Annotated in this window: 13 protein-coding genes; 2 read left to right on the forward strand and 11 right to left on the reverse strand. The window is 67.3% G+C overall.

Features of this window, described 5'->3' with window-relative positions:
• Positions 1–45: 45 nt before the first annotated feature.
• Positions 46–3,600, reverse strand: a complete 3,555-nt coding sequence (dnaE, locus tag M6D93_RS12785) for a DNA polymerase III subunit alpha (RefSeq protein WP_249769634.1) — start codon at positions 3,598–3,600, stop codon at positions 46–48.
• Positions 3,601–3,840: 240 nt separating this feature from the next.
• Between dnaE and M6D93_RS12790 the strand changes: the two genes are divergently transcribed.
• Entirely contained in the window at positions 3,841–4,179 is a 339-nt protein-coding gene (locus M6D93_RS12790) for an antibiotic biosynthesis monooxygenase family protein (RefSeq protein ID WP_249769635.1), read from the forward strand.
• 51 nt (positions 4,180–4,230) lie between these two features.
• Here the strand turns inward: M6D93_RS12790 and M6D93_RS12795 are convergent, their stop codons facing one another.
• The 3 genes from M6D93_RS12795 to M6D93_RS12805 are packed head-to-tail and all read right to left on the reverse strand — an operon-like array spanning position 4,231 to position 6,852.
• Complete coding sequence (locus tag M6D93_RS12795; protein ID WP_249769636.1) at positions 4,231–5,160, reverse strand: RluA family pseudouridine synthase; 930 nt, start codon at positions 5,158–5,160, stop codon at positions 4,231–4,233.
• On the reverse strand, positions 5,153–5,911 hold the full coding sequence (gene lspA / locus M6D93_RS12800) for a signal peptidase II (protein ID WP_249769637.1): 759 nt from the start codon (positions 5,909–5,911) through the stop codon (positions 5,153–5,155). Before lspA ends, M6D93_RS12795 begins: the two co-directional genes overlap by 8 nt.
• Positions 5,912–5,943: 32 nt before the next feature.
• Positions 5,944–6,852 carry a TraR/DksA family transcriptional regulator gene (locus M6D93_RS12805; RefSeq protein WP_249769638.1) on the reverse strand — a complete coding sequence of 303 codons (909 nt, stop codon included), beginning with the start codon at positions 6,850–6,852 and terminating at the stop codon, positions 5,944–5,946.
• A gap of 484 nt (positions 6,853–7,336) precedes the next feature.
• On the opposite strand from M6D93_RS12805, the gene ileS reads away from it, so the two are divergent.
• Positions 7,337–10,594 (forward strand): isoleucine--tRNA ligase, encoded by a 3,258-nt coding sequence (gene ileS / locus M6D93_RS12810; protein ID WP_249769640.1) that lies wholly within the window; start codon positions 7,337–7,339, stop codon positions 10,592–10,594.
• 94 nt (positions 10,595–10,688) lie between these two features.
• Here ileS and M6D93_RS12815 read toward each other — a convergent pair whose 3' ends face one another.
• From M6D93_RS12815 to M6D93_RS12845, 7 genes are all read right to left on the reverse strand, one after another.
• Positions 10,689–11,333 (reverse strand): hypothetical protein, encoded by a 645-nt coding sequence (locus M6D93_RS12815; protein WP_249769642.1) that lies wholly within the window; start codon positions 11,331–11,333, stop codon positions 10,689–10,691.
• Between the two features lie 111 nt (positions 11,334–11,444).
• Complete coding sequence (locus M6D93_RS12820) at positions 11,445–12,494, reverse strand: DivIVA domain-containing protein (protein WP_249769644.1); 1,050 nt, start codon at positions 12,492–12,494, stop codon at positions 11,445–11,447.
• A 244-nt stretch (positions 12,495–12,738) separates the two neighbouring features.
• Positions 12,739–13,050 carry a YggT family protein gene (locus M6D93_RS12825; protein WP_249769646.1) on the reverse strand — a complete coding sequence of 104 codons (312 nt, stop codon included), beginning with the start codon at positions 13,048–13,050 and terminating at the stop codon, positions 12,739–12,741.
• Between the two features lie 81 nt (positions 13,051–13,131).
• Positions 13,132–13,641: a cell division protein SepF gene (locus tag M6D93_RS19410; RefSeq protein WP_283818581.1), complete on the reverse strand. Its 510-nt coding sequence runs from the start codon at positions 13,639–13,641 to the stop codon at positions 13,132–13,134.
• 87 nt (positions 13,642–13,728) lie between these two features.
• Positions 13,729–14,478: a YggS family pyridoxal phosphate-dependent enzyme gene (locus M6D93_RS12835; RefSeq protein ID WP_249769648.1), complete on the reverse strand. Its 750-nt coding sequence runs from the start codon at positions 14,476–14,478 to the stop codon at positions 13,729–13,731.
• Positions 14,479–14,519: 41 nt separating this feature from the next.
• A complete protein-coding gene (gene ftsZ, locus M6D93_RS12840; protein WP_249769650.1) occupies positions 14,520–15,692 on the reverse strand; it encodes a cell division protein FtsZ in 1,173 nt (390 codons plus the stop codon).
• 203 nt (positions 15,693–15,895) lie between these two features.
• Positions 15,896–16,588, reverse strand: a complete 693-nt coding sequence (locus tag M6D93_RS12845) for a cell division protein FtsQ/DivIB (protein WP_249769652.1) — start codon at positions 16,586–16,588, stop codon at positions 15,896–15,898.
• Between the last annotated feature and the right edge of the window lie 2 nt (positions 16,589–16,590).

Here is a 16,590-nt window from a genome sequence, read left to right on the forward strand (position 1 = left end):
TCAACGCCGCAGGGTTGGGTGTGGTTCACGATGTTCGCCCAGGGCTCAGCCGGCGACCGAGTTGGGCCCGAGCAGCGCCTTGAGGTCACCCATCAGCGCCGGCGAGGCGGTGACCCGCAACGCGTCGGGCAGTTTGTAGCGATGCCGTCGCTCACCGCTGACGAGTTCGAGGTGCACTTCCGTGGTGCCGGGATGGCCGCGCAGGACGTCTCGGAGTCGCTCGACCATCGGCGGCGTGCAGCGCGACGGCGCGATCTGCAACTTGACCGGGCCGTTCGGCCCCTCGGTGAGATCGGGCAGTGTCAGGTCGGAGCCGATGAGCCGGATCGTGTCCTCACGGCTGTCCACCCGGCCCTTGATCACGACGATCGCGTCCTCGGCGATCTTCATACCGACCTGGGCGTAGGAGGCGGGGAAGAACAGGACCTCGACCGCGCCCTCGAGATCCTCCAGGGCCACTTGGGCCCAAGGCTTACCGTCCTTGGTCATCCGGCGCGTGACACCGGACAGAATGCCGGCGACCGTCACCGTCTGGCCGTCGTTGACCAGGTCGGACTGCAGATCGGCGATGCTGACCTCGGCCGCGGTGGCGAGGATGTGCTCGACACCGAACAGGGGATGATCGGAAACGTAGAGCCCGAGCATCTCCCGCTCGAAGTTCAGGAGCACGGACTTGTCCCATTCCCCGTCCGGCACCCGGACTGCGAACACATCTGTCTCGGCGGCCGAATCCTCGGTCCCGAAGCCGAAAAGGTCGAACTGCCCGATCGCTTCGGCCTTCTTCGTGTCGACGACGGCGTCGATGGACTGTTCGTAGACGGTGATCAGGCCGCGTCGGGTGTGGCCGAGGGAATCGAAGGCACCGGACTTGATCAAGGCCTCGACGGTGCGCTTGTTGCAGGCCACCGCGTCCACCTTGCGCAGGTAGTCGGCGAAGTCGAGATAGCTCTGCTTCTCCTTGCGGCGGGCCACGATCGAGGACACCACGTTGCCGCCCACGTTGCGGACGGCGGACAGGCCGAAGCGGATGTCCGTCCCCGTCGGGGTGAAGTTGGCGTCGGAGGAGTTCACGCAAGGTGGCAACACTTTGATGCCCATCCGCCGACACTCGGCCAGGTAGACAGCCATCTTGTCCTTGTCGTCCTTGACCGAGGTCAGCAACGCCGCCATGTACTCGGCCGGGTAGTTCGCCTTGAGGTAGCCCGTCCAGTAGGACAGCACCCCGTAGGCCGCGGTGTGCGCCTTGTTGAACGCATAGTCGGAGAACGGGAGCAGGACGTCCCAGAGGGCCTTGACCGCAGCCGCTGAGTAACCGTTGGTCTTCATGCCACCGGAGAAGATCTCGTACTGGGCGTCCAGCTCGGACTTCTTCTTCTTGCCCATCGCGCGACGAAGCAGATCAGCCGCGCCGAGCGTGTAACCGGCGAGCTGCTGCGCGATCGCCATGACCTGTTCCTGGTAGACGATCAGGCCGTAGGTGTCGCCGAGCAGGTCCTTGAGCGGTTCGGCCAGCTCCGGATGGATCGCCACGACGGGCTTGCGGTCGTTCTTGCGATCGGCGTACTCGTTGTGCGAGTTGGCGCCCATCGGACCCGGTCGATACAGGGCCAGAACCGCGGAGATGTCCTCGAAGTTGTCCGGTCGCATTGATCGGAGCAAGGCCCGCATCGGTCCGCCGTCGAGCTGAAAGACCCCCAGGGTGTCACCGCGGGCCAGCAGCTCGTACGTCGCCTGGTCGGTGAGCTCGAGGTCCTCCAGCACGAGCTCGTGATTGCGGTTGGCCTTGATGTTGGCCACCGCGTCGTCGAGGATCGTGAGGTTTCGCAACCCCAGGAAGTCCATCTTGATAAGGCCGAGCTTCTCGCAGGACGGGTAGTCGAACTGGGTGATGATCGCGCCGTCCTGCTCGCGGCGCATGATCGGTATGACGTCGACGAGCGGTTCGGAGGACATGATCACGCCCGCGGCGTGGACACCCCACTGTCGCTTGAGTCCTTCCAGACCTTGGGCGGTGTCGACGACCTTCTTGACTTCGGGGTCGGCCTCGTACAGGGACCGGAATTCGCCGCCCTCGCCGTAGCGCTCATGGCTGGAGTCGAAGATCTTCGACAGCGGGACGTCCTTGCCCATGACCGGGGGCGGCATGACCTTGGTGATCCGGTCGCCCATCGCGAACGGGTACCCGAGCACCCGCGCGGCGTCCTTGACCGCCTGCTTGGCCTTGATGGTGCCGTAGGTGACGATCTGAGCCACCCGGTCGTCGCCGTACTTGTCGCTGACGTAGCGGATGACCTCGCCCCGCCGACGTTCGTCGAAGTCGACGTCGAAGTCGGGCATCGACACCCGGTCGGGGTTGAGGAATCGCTCGAAGATCAAGCCGTGGCGCAGCGGGTCCAGGTCGGTGATGCGCATCGCGTAGGCGGCCATCGAACCCGCGCCCGAACCGCGGCCGGGACCGACCCGGATGCCGTTCTTCTTGGCCCAGTTGATGAAGTCGGCGACGACGAGGAAGTAGCCGGGGAAGCCCATCTGGACGATGACGCCGACCTCGTAGTCGGCCTGCTTGCGGACCTCGTCGGGAATGCCGTGCGGGTAGCGGTCCAGCAGACCCGCCTCGACCTCCTTGATGAACCAGGAGGTCTCGTCCTCGCCCTCGGGGACCGGGAAGCGCGGCATGTAGTTGGCCGCTTCGTTGAAGCTGACGTCACAGCGCTCGGCGATGAGCAGGGTGTTGTCGCAGGCTTCACGCAGCTCGTACTTGTCCGCCCAGAGCGAGCGCATCTCGGCCGGCGACTTGAGGTAGAAGTCCTTGGCATCGAACTTGAACCGGTTCGGGTCGGCCATGGTCTTGCCCGACTGAACGCACAGCAGCACCTCGTGCGCGTCAGCATCGGCCGGTTTGGTGTAGTGCAGGTCGTTGGTGGCGATCATCGGCAGGCTGAGATCCCGGCCGAGTTTGATCAGTCCCTCGCGGACCCGGGTCTCGATCCCCAGACCGTGATCCATCAGTTCCAGGAAGAAGTTGTCCTTGCCGAAGATGTCCCTGAACTCCGCGGCACTGGCACGGGCGTTGTCGTAGTTGCCGATCCGCAGCCAGGTCTGGATTTCTCCTGAGGGGCACCCGGTCGTCGCGATCAAGCCCTGGGAATAGGTGTGCAGGAGTTCGCGGTCGGCTCGCGGCTTGTAGAAGAAGCCTTCCAGGCTCGACCGCGAGGACAGTCGGAACAGGTTGTGCATTCCGGTGGTGTTCTCAGCGAGCAGCGTCATGTGGGTGAACGCCCCGGCACCCGATACGTCGTCCTCGCCGCCGTTGCTCCAGCGCACCCGGGTGCGGTCGCCGCGGTGGGTGTTGGGTGTGAGGTAGGCCTCCATCCCGATTATGGGATTCACGCCGGCGGCCTTGGCCTGCCGGTAGAAGTCGTAAGCGCCGAAGACGTTGCCGTGGTCGGTCATCGCCAGCGCCGGCATGCCCATCTCCGCGGTGGTCGCGAAGAGGTCCTTCAGCCGCGCCGCACCGTCGAGCATCGAATACTCGGTGTGGACGTGCAGGTGGACGAAGGAGTCGTTGGAACCGGTGTTCGATCCGGTAGGCCCGCTCATGCGGCCGTGCTTGCGAGAACGCCAGAGGTCATGGCGATGCCTTCTTCCGGATCAGGTGGCGCCCATCGTTCGGGCTGACCAGCGATCTAGATTCTGCACCCCACCTCTGACAGCTTCGGCGTGTCGGCGCGAGCATCGGCGTGTCGAGCGTGTCGAGCGCGTGGTGGACGGTGGATGGTCCTGTGCGACTCAGCACCACCCACCGTCACCTAACCGATCGGCAGGAGGACCATCGAGTTCATGTCGATCATCAAAATCAATGCGATCACCGTGGCTGCCGACAGCGGGGACGAGCTTGCCCATCGGTTCGCCGCTCGGGCCGGGGCGGTCGACGACGCCGACGGTTTCGAGGGTTTCGAGCTGTTGCAACCGACGGACGCACGCACGACGTGGCTGGTGATCACGCGCTGGCGGGACGAGCAGGCGTTCGCGGCCTGGGCCAACTCGCCCGCCTTCGGCCGTGGGCATCGAAGTGAGCATCAACCCGAGGGTGAGACTTCTGAACCACCGAAACGGCCGGTGGGGCTCAGCAGTGAGCTGTGGAGCTACACGGTCGCGGGCGGAACGGGTTCACCCTGATCTCGCCACCCTCCGGGGTCGGGACTGTAAGTGCCGTCGCGGCAACCGTTGTCATGCCTCGGCCTCCAGCACGTCCAGCGCCCTCTGGAGATCGGCCGGGAACGGCGAAACGACCCTGACCCGCTCCCCCGAGGTCGGATGGTCGAAGCCGAGCTCGCGGGCGTGCAGCCATTGCCGCGTCAGCCCGAGGTGCCGGCTCAGGACCGGATCCGCGCCGTAGAGGGCGTCCCCGCAACACGGGTGCCGCATCGCGGCCAGGTGCACCCGAATCTGATGGGTACGTCCGGTTTCCAGGTGGACGTCGAGCAGCGTCGCCGCGCGGTAGGCCTGCACCGTCTCATAGTGCGTCACGCTGTCCCGGCCGTCGGCGACCACCGCGAATTTCCACTCCGAGGACGGATGACGGCCCAGCGGCGCGTCGATGGTTCCGCTGGTCGGATCCGGATGGCCCTGAACGAGTGCCGAATACAGTTTCTCCACCGTGCGTTCCTTGAACGCCCGTTTCAGCACGGTGTAGGCGATCTCGCTCTTGGCGACCACCATGACTCCCGTGGTTCCGGCGTCGAGTCGATGGACGACACCCTGCCGTTCGGGGGCGCCGGAGGTGGAGATCCGGTATCCCATCGCGGCCAGGCCCTGGACGACGGTAGGCCCGTCCCACCCGATCGTGGGGTGAGCGGCCACGCCCACCGGCTTGTCCACCACGACCACGTCGGCGTCGTCGTACAGCACGACCAGTCCGTCCACCGCCTGGGCCGGGGCCGTGCTGAGGTCCACCGGGTCGGGAATCGTGATCTCCAGCCAGGAGCCGGCTACCACCTTCGACGACCGGGCGGGCATCGAGCCGTCGACGCTGACCGCACCGTCATCGATGAGGTCCGCCGCGGCGGTCCGGGACAGGCCGAACAATCGGGAGATGGCCACGTCCAGGCGCAGCCCCTCCAAGCCGTCAGGGACCGGCACCATCCGGCTGTCAGGCATCGGTCGTCCGCTCCGCGGCACCGGGAGTGACCGTACCGCCGCCGGAGGTTTCCGGTCCTGGGCCGCGGTCGGGCTCGTCCGCCGCAGGGCCCGGACTGCTTTCACCGACACCATCGCGCTGAGTGGGGTCGCGCTGAGTGGGGTTGCGCGGAGTAGGGGCGCTGTCGTCGTCGTCGCCGTCATCGTCGTCGTCGTCGGCGATCGGATTCCGTCCGCCGTTGAAGTCCACCCCGCGAACGGACAGCAGGACCGCGACCGCCCCGCCGACGACGATGCACGAGTCGGCCAGATTGAAGATCGGGTAGTACTTTCCGGCGTCGCCGAACACCGAGATCCAGTCGACCACGTGCCCGCGTCCCGGTCCCGGGGAACGGAACAGCCGGTCGACCAGATTTCCGAGGGCGCCGCCGAGGACGAGGCCGAGAGCGACCGCCCACGCGGTCGAGGTCAGGCGCCGCGCGGCACGAAGGATCACCGCGACCACGATCAATGCGATGGCGGTGAGCGCGACCGTGGCGCCCGTCCCGACCGAGAACGCGGCCCCGGAGTTGCGGGCCTGGTCGAGATAGACCAGGCCTCCGAGCAGCTTGATGCCAGGTTCGGTTGCCGAAATGTGGGCGACGACCAACAACTTGGAGATCGCGTCGGCGGCCAGGGCAAGCCCGGCAACCGCGGCGAAGATGCCGATCTTGGTCGGCCGGCGGGCGGTCCGTGGAGCGGGGGCAGCCGGTTCGGTCCCGGGAGAGGTCACAGGGGCATTCTCCCCTACCGGCTCCGGTCAGCTCAGCGGCGCTCCTCGCGCGCCTTGCACGCCGCGTCCAGGGTGGCCATCGGCAACGCCTGCAGCCGCGCCTTGGGGATGGGTTTGCCGCAGTTCTCGCACAGGCCGTAGGTGCCGGAGTCGATTCGCTCGATGGCGTGCTCGATCTGGACGATCAGGTCGTGCCGGTTGTTGGCGATCGATTGTTCCTGCTCCCGCTCGAAGGTCTTGCTCCCAGCGTCGGCCTGGTCGTCGCCGGCCCCGTCCGTGTTGGTCGTCTGCAGTTCGTTGAGCTGCACCATGGACCGGTCGTAATCGCTACGCAGGCCGTGCAACTCGGCTTCCAACTGCGATCGCAGGGCCTGCAGTTCCTTCGGCGTCAGCTCGGGCTTCGCCGCGGCAACGGCCGCCTTGGTGACCGCGGCCGATGCGGACTTCTTAACGGGCGCCGCCTTGGTCGCCGGCGCTGCCTTCTTGACCGGCGCCGCCTTGGTCGCCGGCGCTGCCTTCTTGACCGGCGCTGCCTTCTTGACCGGCGCTGCCGTCTTGACCGGCGCTGCCTTCTTGGCCGGCGCTGCCGTCTTGACCGGCGCCGCCTTCTTGACCGGCGCTGCCGTCTTGACCGGCGCTGCCTTCTTGACCGGCGCTGCCGTCTTGACCGGCGCCGCCTTCTTGACCGGCGCTGCCTTCTTGACCGGCGCTGCCGTCTTGACCGGCGCCGCCTTCTTGACCGGCGCCGCCTTCTTGACCGGCGCTGCCTTCTTGACCGGCGCCGCCTTCTTGACCGGCGCCGCCTTCTTGACCGGCGCCGCCTTCTTCGCGGGACTCACCGTGGTCGCCACCTTCCGAGCCGGTGCTTTGGCAGCCGCGACCGCGGTGGACCCCGTTGCCCGCCGCAAGGCCTGACCGATCCGTCCCCGAACTCCCGCCATGGCGAACCTCTCCGAAAGCCTCGTGCGATCCGATGAACATTTGTCTAGTAAACGAACCGGAGCGCTCACGATACGAGCGCGGTGATCTTCGCGCTAGAGCCACGTCTGCGTCCGCGGCGCCGCCATATCTATACCAGCCGGACCAAACGGACTGCGTCGGGGCACGCCGCATACCGACGTGATCCCCACCCCGACTGCCTCTAGACTCGGTACGGGCGCTGACGAGGACAAGTAGCGCCGGAAACGAGCCAAAGCGACCCGGGGACGGTGCGAGCCCGGGGGCCACGCCCGGCGGCGAAATCACCTTCGAGCCCGCGGAAGAACGCCGACCGCCATCAAGGCCGGCCAGTAGAGCCGCTGCACCAGCAAGAGCGGGCGTCGATCGCTGACGCCAAGAGGGGTGGTACCGCGGCGGCTTCCGTCGTCCCTTCACCAAATGCATCGTCGGCACCGGCCGGCGGTCGAGGCGAAGGAGAACCACCGGATGACGTCGTACCGCCCGGACCAGACGAGCGCCGAAACCGCGCCCCCCGCTTACCGCGCGCTGCCCGCCCACGTCGATCTGGCCGCGACCGATCACGAGGTGATCGAATTCTGGCGACGCGCGGACGTCTTCCGACGCAGCCTGGCCCAGACCGAGGGCGGCCCCCGCTACACCTTCTACGAAGGTCCGCCGACGGCTAACGGCACGCCGGGCACCCACCACATCGAGGCTCGGGCGTTCAAGGATCTCTTCCCCCGGTTCAAGACGATGAAGGGTTATCACGTCCCCCGCATGGCGGGCTGGGACTGCCACGGTCTTCCGGTGGAGCTGGCGGTCGAGAAGCAGCTCGGGTTCACCGGAAAGCCCGACATCGAGCGCTTCGGCATCGCGGAGTTCAACGCGGCCTGCCGCACGGAGGTCCAGCGCAACGTCGACCAGTTCCTGGCCATGAGTGAGCGCATGGGCTACTGGGCCGATTACGACAACGCCTACTGGACGATGAACGCCTCCTACATCGAGTCGGTCTGGTGGGCCCTCAAACAGATCTTCGACCAGGGCCTGCTGGTCGAGGACCATCGGGTGGCCCCGTACTGCCCCCGGTGTGGCACCGGGCTGTCCGACCACGAGGTGGCCCAGGGCTACGAGACCGTGGTCGACCCCTCGGTGTACGTGACGTTCCCGCTCACCTCGGGTCCCTACGCGGGCGAAGCGTCTCTCTTGGTGTGGACGACGACGCCCTGGACCCTCGTCTCCAACACCGCCGTCGCGGTCAATCCCGAGGTCACCTACCTGGTCGTGCGGACGGTCGGCGGCGAGCGGGAGCCGGCGCAGACGCTGGTCGTAGCCGCTCCGCTGGTCGACAAGGCCCTCAACGGCGCCGAGTACTCCGAGCTCGCGCGGCTTCCAGGACGCGACCTGGAGCGCTGGACCTACCAGCGGCCCTTCGAGTTCGTCCCCATCGGCGATGCCGAGAACCCCGCGCACTATGTGGTCCTGGCCGACTACGTGACCACCGAGGACGGCTCCGGCCTGGTGCATCAGGCACCGGCCTTCGGAGCCGACGACCTCGCAACCTGCCGCACCTACGGGCTGCCGGTGGTCAATCCGGTTGGCAAGGACGGCCACTTCCTCGCCGATGTTCCGGTCGTCGGCGGCGTCTTCTTCAAAGACGCCGACGCCGAACTGGTGCGCCTGCTTCGCGATGCCGGCTTGCTGCTGCGGCATGTGAACTACGAGCACGCCTATCCCCATTGCTGGCGTTGCCACACGCCGCTGATGTATTACGCGCTGCCCTCGTTCTACATCCGCACCACCGCCCGCAAGGACGAGCTGCTGCGTGAGAACGAGCGCACGAACTGGTACCCGGAGACGATCAAGCACGGTCGGTACGGCGACTGGCTCGACAACAACATCGACTGGGCGCTGTCGCGGGATCGGTACTGGGGCACCCCGCTACCGATCTGGCGCAACGATGCCGACCCCACCCACCTCGTCTGCGTCGGTTCCCTCGCCGAGTTGTCCGCGCTGACGGGCCAGGACCTGTCCGAGCTCGACCCACACCGGCCGTTCGTCGACGCCCCGACCTTCACGCTGCCGGACGTGGCGGGCACTTTCCACCGAGTTCCGCAGGTGATCGACGGATGGTTCGACTCCGGCTCGATGCCCTTCGCCCAGTTCGGGGCGCCGCACCGCAACGCCGAGCTGGCGAAGGCGGCCTATCCGGCGGACTTCATCTCCGAGGCGATCGACCAGACGCGAGGCTGGTTCTACACACTGATGGTGGTGGGAACGCTGGTCTTCGACCAGTCCAGCTACCGCAATGTCGTGTGCTTGGGGCACATCCTGGCCGAGGACGGCCGCAAGATGAGCAAGCACCTGGGAAACATCCTCGAACCGATCTCGCTGATGGACCAGCACGGGGCCGACGCCGTGCGGTGGTTCATGCTGGCCGGCGGTTCGCCCTGGTCGGCACGGCGGGTCGGCCACAAGAACCTTGAGGAGATCGCCTCCAAGGTGCTGCGAACGTACTGGTCGATTGCCTCGTTCCAGTCGCTCTATGCCCGCGCCAACGACTGGACGCCGGGGACCGCTCACGGACTGGAGCCCACCGCGCTGGACCGCTGGGCGACCAACGAGACACATCGAGTTGCGCTCGAGGTCGATGACGCTCTGGAGGCCTACGACCCGGCGCGTGCGGGGCGCGCCCTGGCTGGTCTCATCGATGACCTGTCGAACTGGTACGTCCGCCGCTCCCGTCGGCGTTTCTGGGACGGTGACCCCGCTGCCCTGCAGACGCTGCACGACTGCCTCGATGTGCTCACCCGGCTACTCGCGCCGTTCGTCCCGTTCGTCACCGAGCGGGTTTGGGGCGCGCTGTTCGCGCAGAGCACCGGCGTCGAATCCGTCCACCTGGCGCCCTGGCCCGAGCGCTCGGTCTCGGTCGACTCCGAGCTGTCCGAGCAGGTCGCCCTGGTGCGACGGATCGTCGAGCTCGGACGAGCCGCGCGGGCCGAATCGAAGGTGAAGACGCGCCAGCCGCTGGCTCGTGCTCTGGTTTCGGCGCCAGGCTGGGATCGCATACCGGACCCGCTCAAGGCGGAGGTCACCGACGAGCTCAACGTGCTGGAACTGGCCGCACTGGCTGATGCCGAGGATCTGGTCGACGTGTCGGTCAAGCCGAACTTCCGGGCCCTGGGCAAACGGTTCGGCTCAGGGACGAAGGACGTCGCCACGGCTATCTCCGCGGGCGATCCCACCGCCCTCGCGCACGCGGTCCGGCAGGGCGGTTCCGCGACGGTCACGGTGGGTGGCGAGGAGATCAGGGTGGGCTCGGACGAGCTGATCGTGACCGAGGCGCCGCGGTCGGGCTGGGCGGTCACCAGCGAAGGGGCCGAGACTGTCGCCCTCGACCTGGAACTGACCGGTGAGCTACGGCGTCTCGGGCTGCTGCGCGACGTGATCCGTCTGGTGCAGGAGGCCCGCAAGAACGCCGGGTTCGAGGTGACCGACCGGATCCAGCTGCGCTGGCGGGTCGGCGGTTCACCCGATCCGGCCGAAGCGATCCGGCACCACGCGACGGAACTGGCCACCGAGGTGCTGGCTACCGACATCGTCGAGGGCGCCGTCGACACCAGTCCCGATCGAAACATCGCCGGCAACAGTGACGACGCCATCGCGAGTGCTCCGACGTCCGATGCCGACTGGTTCTCCGGTCACGACGAGGAGATGGGCCTGCATTTCTGGATCCGCCGCAGCTGACCGCGGTCCTGCTGCCCAGCTCGACGTTGAGGTTGCCCTTGTTGCGCGCATTCCCGCGTTGAGGTTGCCCTTGTTGCGCGCAACAAGGGCAACCTCAACTGGTACGGGCGACGCTCGTGTCTGGATCGCAGAGGGCGCATGGAGTGAACCCGTCCTCGACCGCCTGACTCAGCGGGATCGATTCCACCGGTCGGCCGTTCAGGAATCCGCAGCTGCGGACGTGGTAACGGGGCCGGCCGTCGAGGACCCACACGAGATCGTCACCGTGTCGTCGCAGGGGCGCCTCGGTGTCGGCCATCGCAGGTTCAGGCTCGGGCGCCTCAGCCGCAGCCGCAGGCACAGTCGCGGGAGAAACCACGGCAACATCGGCGACGCCAGCAGGAGCGGCGGGAGCGGTCTCGACGACGCCAGCGGCAGCGGCGGGAGCGGCCTCGGCGATCTGGCGGGCGGTCCCCAGCCGGGCAGCCGAGTGCTTGCCGCCACCGATAGTCGTGGCCACGGTTGCGGCGACCGACTCCGACGCGGCGGGAAGATCCGCCGCGCCCGCCGCATGCGAGCGGGCGGGAGCGTCGGCCCCAACCGGCGCCTCAGCTCGGGCGCGGCGGGCCCGGACGACGGCAATGATGGCGACGGCACTGGCGACGACAGAGGCGACGACCAGCGGTGTGCTGCCACCGATCAGACCGAGAACCAGAAATCCGAGGGCCACGACCAGAACAAGCAGGATCGCCAGTTGCACGTCTTACTCCCGTCTGCCTCAGCCCTCGCCGGTAGCGGCTGGGATCGTGCGATCAGACCCAGACGGGCCGGACTCTGAAGGAGTCCGGCCCGTCTGGGTTCGTGTTGGTGATCAGCCGCGGTTCTCTGCTTCGGCCGGCTGTTGGGCCTGCTGGGCCTGCGGATCGGTGCCGCCGCTGGCGTCCAGGTCGTGCAGCTGCGACTCCAGGTAGCTCTTGAGCCGCGAGCGGTATTCGTGCTCGAAGGTGCGAAGCTCCTCCAGCCGCTTCTCCAGCGCTGCCTTGCGCTGCTCCAGCTGGGTGGTGATCTGGGCGGCGCGCTGCTCGGCTTCCTGAACGGTGTTCGACGCACGTGACTGCGATTCCCGATCGAGCTGCTCGGCACGCTGCTGAGCTTCGGAAACGGTCTTCTCGTGGAACGCGCGGGCCTCGGCCTGCACGCGATCCTGGTGGGCCTTGGCGTCGGCCACGGTCTTCTCGTGGTGCGCCTTGGCTGCGGCGGTCTGTTCGTCGGCGGCCTGCTGGGCCAGGGCCAGCACCCGTTCGGCCTGCGCCAACTGGTTGACGCCAGCCGCAACGGGAGCACCGCCGGCGGCCTGCCCGCCCTGAGCCGGAGCCTGAGCCGCCGCGGCCTGAGCCTGCTGAGCAGCCTGCCGGGCCTGGGCCGTCTCCTGCTGGGCTCGGTTGAGTGCACCCTCGAGCTCGGAGGCTCGAGCGGTTGCTCGCTGCAGCTCCTCGCGGGCCGAGGCCAGCGCGGCGGCGTCACCACCGGCGGCGGTTGCCCGCTGCCGCGACGCGGCCACTTCCTGCTGGGCCGCGGCCAGGTCCTGCTGCGCCTTGGTCTGCGCCTGCTTGGTCTGGTTCAGGCTGCCTTCCAGCTCCTGAACGCGCGACTGCAGCTTGTTGATCTCCTCGCGCGCTCCGTTGAGAGCCGCGGCGTCGCCGCCGCCTCCCTGCGCGGCAGCGGCCGCTGGAGCAGCGGCGGGAGCAGCGCCACCCTTGTCGGCGCGATCGCGCAGGTCCTTGTTCTCGTCGATCAGGCGAGCGAGCTCGACCTCGATGATATCGAGGAAGGCGTCGACCTCCTCCTCGTCGTACCCGCGCTTGCCGATCGGGGGCTTCTTGAAGACCACATTGTGGACTTCGGCGGGAGTCAAAGGCATCGATTCACCTCATGTGTTGTCAGACGTTGCGCTCCAGTTGGAGCACCGCAAACTCGAGATCGGACGGGTGGACGGAACAGCTGGTCTAACACGGGCACCAAGAAAGGTAACCGCTGAACACCCGATTGGTTAAGTCGGGGCATCACGAGGATACCGATCATGTAGGTCAGGACCACGCACGACGTGCCAATCCCGACTACAACCTAGACCCGAAGCGGTTCGGGACGTCAATGACCGGCCGCCCTCAGCGAGCGGGACCATAGGCCGAAGTGGCCAGTGATCCGACGATCTGCTGAAGGATGTAGATGATCACGAAGAGCACGATCACGCTGACGTCGATGCTCATCCCGCCGACCCTCAGGGGCGGAATCAGACGTCGGAGCAGCTTCATCGGGGGGTCCGTGATGCTGTAGACCACCTCGAGCCCGATCGCGGCCACGCCGGCCGGACGCCATGAGCGGGCGAAGCTGCGGGTGAACTCCACGATCAGGCGCGCGACCACGAGCAGGTAGAACACCAGGAGCAGCAACCCGAGGGATGCCCAAAACGTCGCCATGCGGTAAGTGTTCCATCTCTCGTCGGGCAGCGTTCGGACAGGCCCGTCCGCGGCCAGCCGGCCGAGCGCTGGACCCGCCCGCTAGCTCTGGTTGTAGAAGCCGCCTTCGACGATCCGCTGCTTGTCCGCCGCGGTGACCGAGACATTATGCGGGCTGAGCAGGAAGACCTTGGGAGTGACCCGCTCGATGCTTCCGTGCAGGCCAAAGGTCAAACCCGCGGCGAAGTCGACGAGCCGCTTGGCGTCGGCGTCGTCCATCTCGGTCAGGTTCATGATCACCGGGGTGCCGCCGCGGAACTGCAACCCGATCGTCTTGGCCTCGTTGTACGTCCTCGGGTGCAGCGTGGTGATGCGCTGCAACGGCTGCGGCTCGTAGGCGGCCTCGAAGCCGTATTCCTCCTCGTACCCCTCGGCGTGGGTGTCGTGGGTCGTTGCGGCGTCGTACCCGCGCGGCGGGCTCACCTCGACCTCCCGCCGACCGGTGTACTGCGGGTCGCGGGCCAAAGCACCGTAGGACTCGGTGCCTTCCGGGTATTCGTCGTCCTCGACGAGTCCCAGGTAGACGCCCATCTTCCGAAAGGCTGTCGCCATTTCGTCCTCCTGTGTCGGTACTGCCCGTTACTTGTCACGCCGCGGGCGTTGTTCGGCTGGAGCCTCGGAGCCCGCTTCGAGGCGACGTTAGCCGATGGTGGGCTTACGAGGGCCGAGCAACGCCGTACCGATTCGTACGTGTGTCGCGCCATGTTCGATCGCACTGTCCAGGTCGGCCGACATCCCTGCCGAGATCATGGTCGCTCCCCCGTGCTGGGCTCGCAACGCGGCCGAGAGTTGAAGCAATTCGCTGAATGCGTCGGCTGGATCGCGATCCTGCGGCGGCACGCTCATCACGCCGGCCACGACGAGCTCTGGCCGCGAGGCGACCTGATCAGCCAGCGCGAGCAGGTCCCCGGGCCGCACGCCACCTCGTTCGGAGGCGCCGGACGGTCCCGCGATCGTGTTGACATCGTTGACATCGAGGCTGACCTGCAGCAGCACCGCGAGCGGCGCCCGATCGGCCGCACGCACCCCGTTGGCCAGAGCATCCACCAGCGCCGCCCGGTCGACGCTGTGCACGACGTCCGCGTAGCTCGCGACCGAGCGGGCCTTGTTCGTCTGCAACCGGCCGACGAAGTGCCACGAAACCGGCGATGGGCTGAGGTCGGCGAACTCGGCAGCCTTGGTCGAGGCGTCCTGGTCACGGCTTTCCCCGAAATCGGTCACCCCGGCCTCGGCGAGAGCGAGGACGTCGGCCACCGGGAAGAACTTCGTGACCGCGATCAAGGTGATCGTGTTCGGATCGCGACCGGCCCGTTCGGCAGCGGTCGCGATCCGAAGTCGAACCGCGCGCAGGTTCGCCCGCAACTCAGCGGCGCGGTCAGGTGCGCTCATCGACACCATCTGACCGCTCGGTCCTGCACGCAGGCATCGCCCTACTTGAGGAAGTCGGGAACGTCGAGTTCGTCCTCGTCGACCTGGACGGGCTTGCGTATCTGCGGGGCCGGCGTCCAGGTCGCTCCCGGCGTGCCGGGGATCGGCGTGGGCGGGTTGCTGGCCGGCTTGGGCGTCGTCGAGGTCGTAGCCGACAGGCTGGATCCGCCGGCGCCGGTGATCGCGCCCGCTTCGTCACGGCGGGGCTCCACCTTCTTGTAAGGAAGCTGGCCCGAATCGAAACCGGCCGCGATCACCGTGACCTTGACCTCGTCACCGAGGGTGTCGTCGATGACGGCACCGAAGATGATGTTTGCGTCCGGGTGAGCGGCCTCGGCAACCAGGGAAGCGGCATCGTTGATCTCGAACAGGCCGAGATCGGATCCGCCGTAGATCGACAGCAGAACGCCGTGCGCGCCCTCCATCGATGCCTCCAGCAGCGGCGAGGCGATGGCCATCTCGGCCGCGGCCCGCGCGCGCCCGTCGCCGCGGGCCGAACCGATGCCCATCAACGCCGAGCCCGCTCCGCTCATGACGCTCTTGACGTCGGCGAAATCGAGGTTGATCAGGCCCGGGGTGGTGATGAGATCGGTGATGCCCTGGACACCGGACAGCAGCACCTGGTCAGCGCTGCGGAAGGCGTCCATGACGGAGACGTTGTGGTCGGAGATCTGCAGCAGGCGATCGTTCGGGATCACGATCAGCGTGTCGCACTCGCTGCGGAGTTGTTCGATGCCGGTCTCGGCCTGGGTCGCCCGCTTCTTGCCCTCGAAGGAGAACGGACGGGTCACCACGCCGATGGTCAGGGCGCCGAGCTTGCGGGAGATGCTGGCGATGACCGGGGCACCGCCGGTACCCGTGCCGCCACCCTCACCTGCGGTGACGAACACCATGTCGGCACCCTTGAGCACCTCTTCGATCTCGTCGCGATGGTCTTCTGCGGCCTTGCGGCCCACCTCGGGCTGAGCGCCGGCGCCGAGGCCGCGGGTCAGCTCGCGGCCGACGTCGAGTTTGACGTCGGCGTCGGACATCAACAGCGCCTGTGCGTCGGTGTTCACGGCGATGAACTCGACACCCTTGAGGCCCTGTTCGATCATCCGGTTGACGGCGTTGACACCTCCGCCACCGACGCCGACGACCTTGATGACGGCGAGGTAGTTGTGCGGGGCGGTCACGAGGCCACCACGCTGGATTCGTGCTGTGGCTGTGCGGTCATGACTCTCCTGCTTTCGATCGGCGGCCCGGAAACTCTCACCCTCAGGTAGACCCTTAACGTTATGTCAACCTGAGCGCTATCCCGAAAGGTAGTTCCCGAAGCGTCAAGGGCAAGCGAGGCGCGCCGCGACACGCCCCATTTCCAACGGCCGGATCGCCCCGCTCAGCGAGAGATGACGCTGCTCGGATCGCTGATGTCGAAATAGCTGCCAGGACGTCCCAGCAGGGCGGGCAGCAGCCTGGCCTTGTCGGCGTTGCCATCCATGCCGCCCCACAGCACCGTCCGGCCATCGCGCAGCACGAGCGTGACCGCCTCCGCGCTGAGCGCCGAGATTCGGGCGACCGATGATCGAACGGGCCCGTTCAGCGCGCCGGAAACCTGAGCGATCTCGGAGTCCAGCGCGTCGCTGCCGCTGCTGATCAGCACGGGCAATGCCTTGGGAGTGCTGCTCAAAGTCCGGAACGCCACATCGTCGACGTCGACCTCGACCGTGGCCCCGGCCAGCATCCGGTATCCCACGCCCACTCGCTCGGTGATCGCGATCGTCACGGTCGAGGGGTAACTGGTACTGACCCGAACCGAACGCACCACGGGCAACTTCGCCACGCGGCGCTCGATCGCCGCGGTGTCCAGCCGCACCAACGGTGTGCCAGGCCGGATAGCCGCACTCGCGCGGATCTGTCCCGGCGAGAGCAGCCGCGTACCGGTCACCTGAACCGTCGACACCCCCAGCAGCGAGGAGAACGCCACGACCCAGACCGCGAGCACGACGGTGAACACTAACGCGCCGATCCAGAGCCAACGCCGCACGCCTGAGCGGGGGTGAGCCTCGGTCGGGGCGGGTCGCTCAGCCACAG

Source organism: Jatrophihabitans telluris (assembly GCF_023516435.1).
Taxonomy (GTDB): domain Bacteria; phylum Actinomycetota; class Actinomycetes; order Mycobacteriales; family Jatrophihabitantaceae; genus Jatrophihabitans_A; species Jatrophihabitans_A telluris.

Excerpts from the sequence above, each read along its gene's own strand:
- M6D93_RS12835 (WP_249769648.1), bottom strand. The coding sequence starts at position 14,478 with ATGAGCGCACCTGACCGCGCCGCTGAGTTGCGGGCGAACCTGCGCGCG.
- dnaE (WP_249769634.1), bottom strand. The coding sequence starts at position 3,600 with ATGAGCGGGCCTACCGGATCGAACACCGGTTCCAACGACTCCTTCGTC.
- M6D93_RS12805 (WP_249769638.1), bottom strand. The coding sequence starts at position 6,852 with ATGGCGGGAGTTCGGGGACGGATCGGTCAGGCCTTGCGGCGGGCAACG.
- M6D93_RS12795 (WP_249769636.1), bottom strand. The coding sequence starts at position 5,160 with ATGCCTGACAGCCGGATGGTGCCGGTCCCTGACGGCTTGGAGGGGCTG.
- ileS (WP_249769640.1), top strand. The coding sequence starts at position 7,337 with ATGACGTCGTACCGCCCGGACCAGACGAGCGCCGAAACCGCGCCCCCC.
- M6D93_RS12825 (WP_249769646.1), bottom strand. The coding sequence starts at position 13,050 with ATGGCGACGTTTTGGGCATCCCTCGGGTTGCTGCTCCTGGTGTTCTAC.
- M6D93_RS12790 (WP_249769635.1), top strand. The coding sequence starts at position 3,841 with ATGTCGATCATCAAAATCAATGCGATCACCGTGGCTGCCGACAGCGGG.
- M6D93_RS12820 (WP_249769644.1), bottom strand. The coding sequence starts at position 12,494 with ATGCCTTTGACTCCCGCCGAAGTCCACAATGTGGTCTTCAAGAAGCCC.
- M6D93_RS19410 (WP_283818581.1), bottom strand. The coding sequence starts at position 13,641 with ATGGCGACAGCCTTTCGGAAGATGGGCGTCTACCTGGGACTCGTCGAG.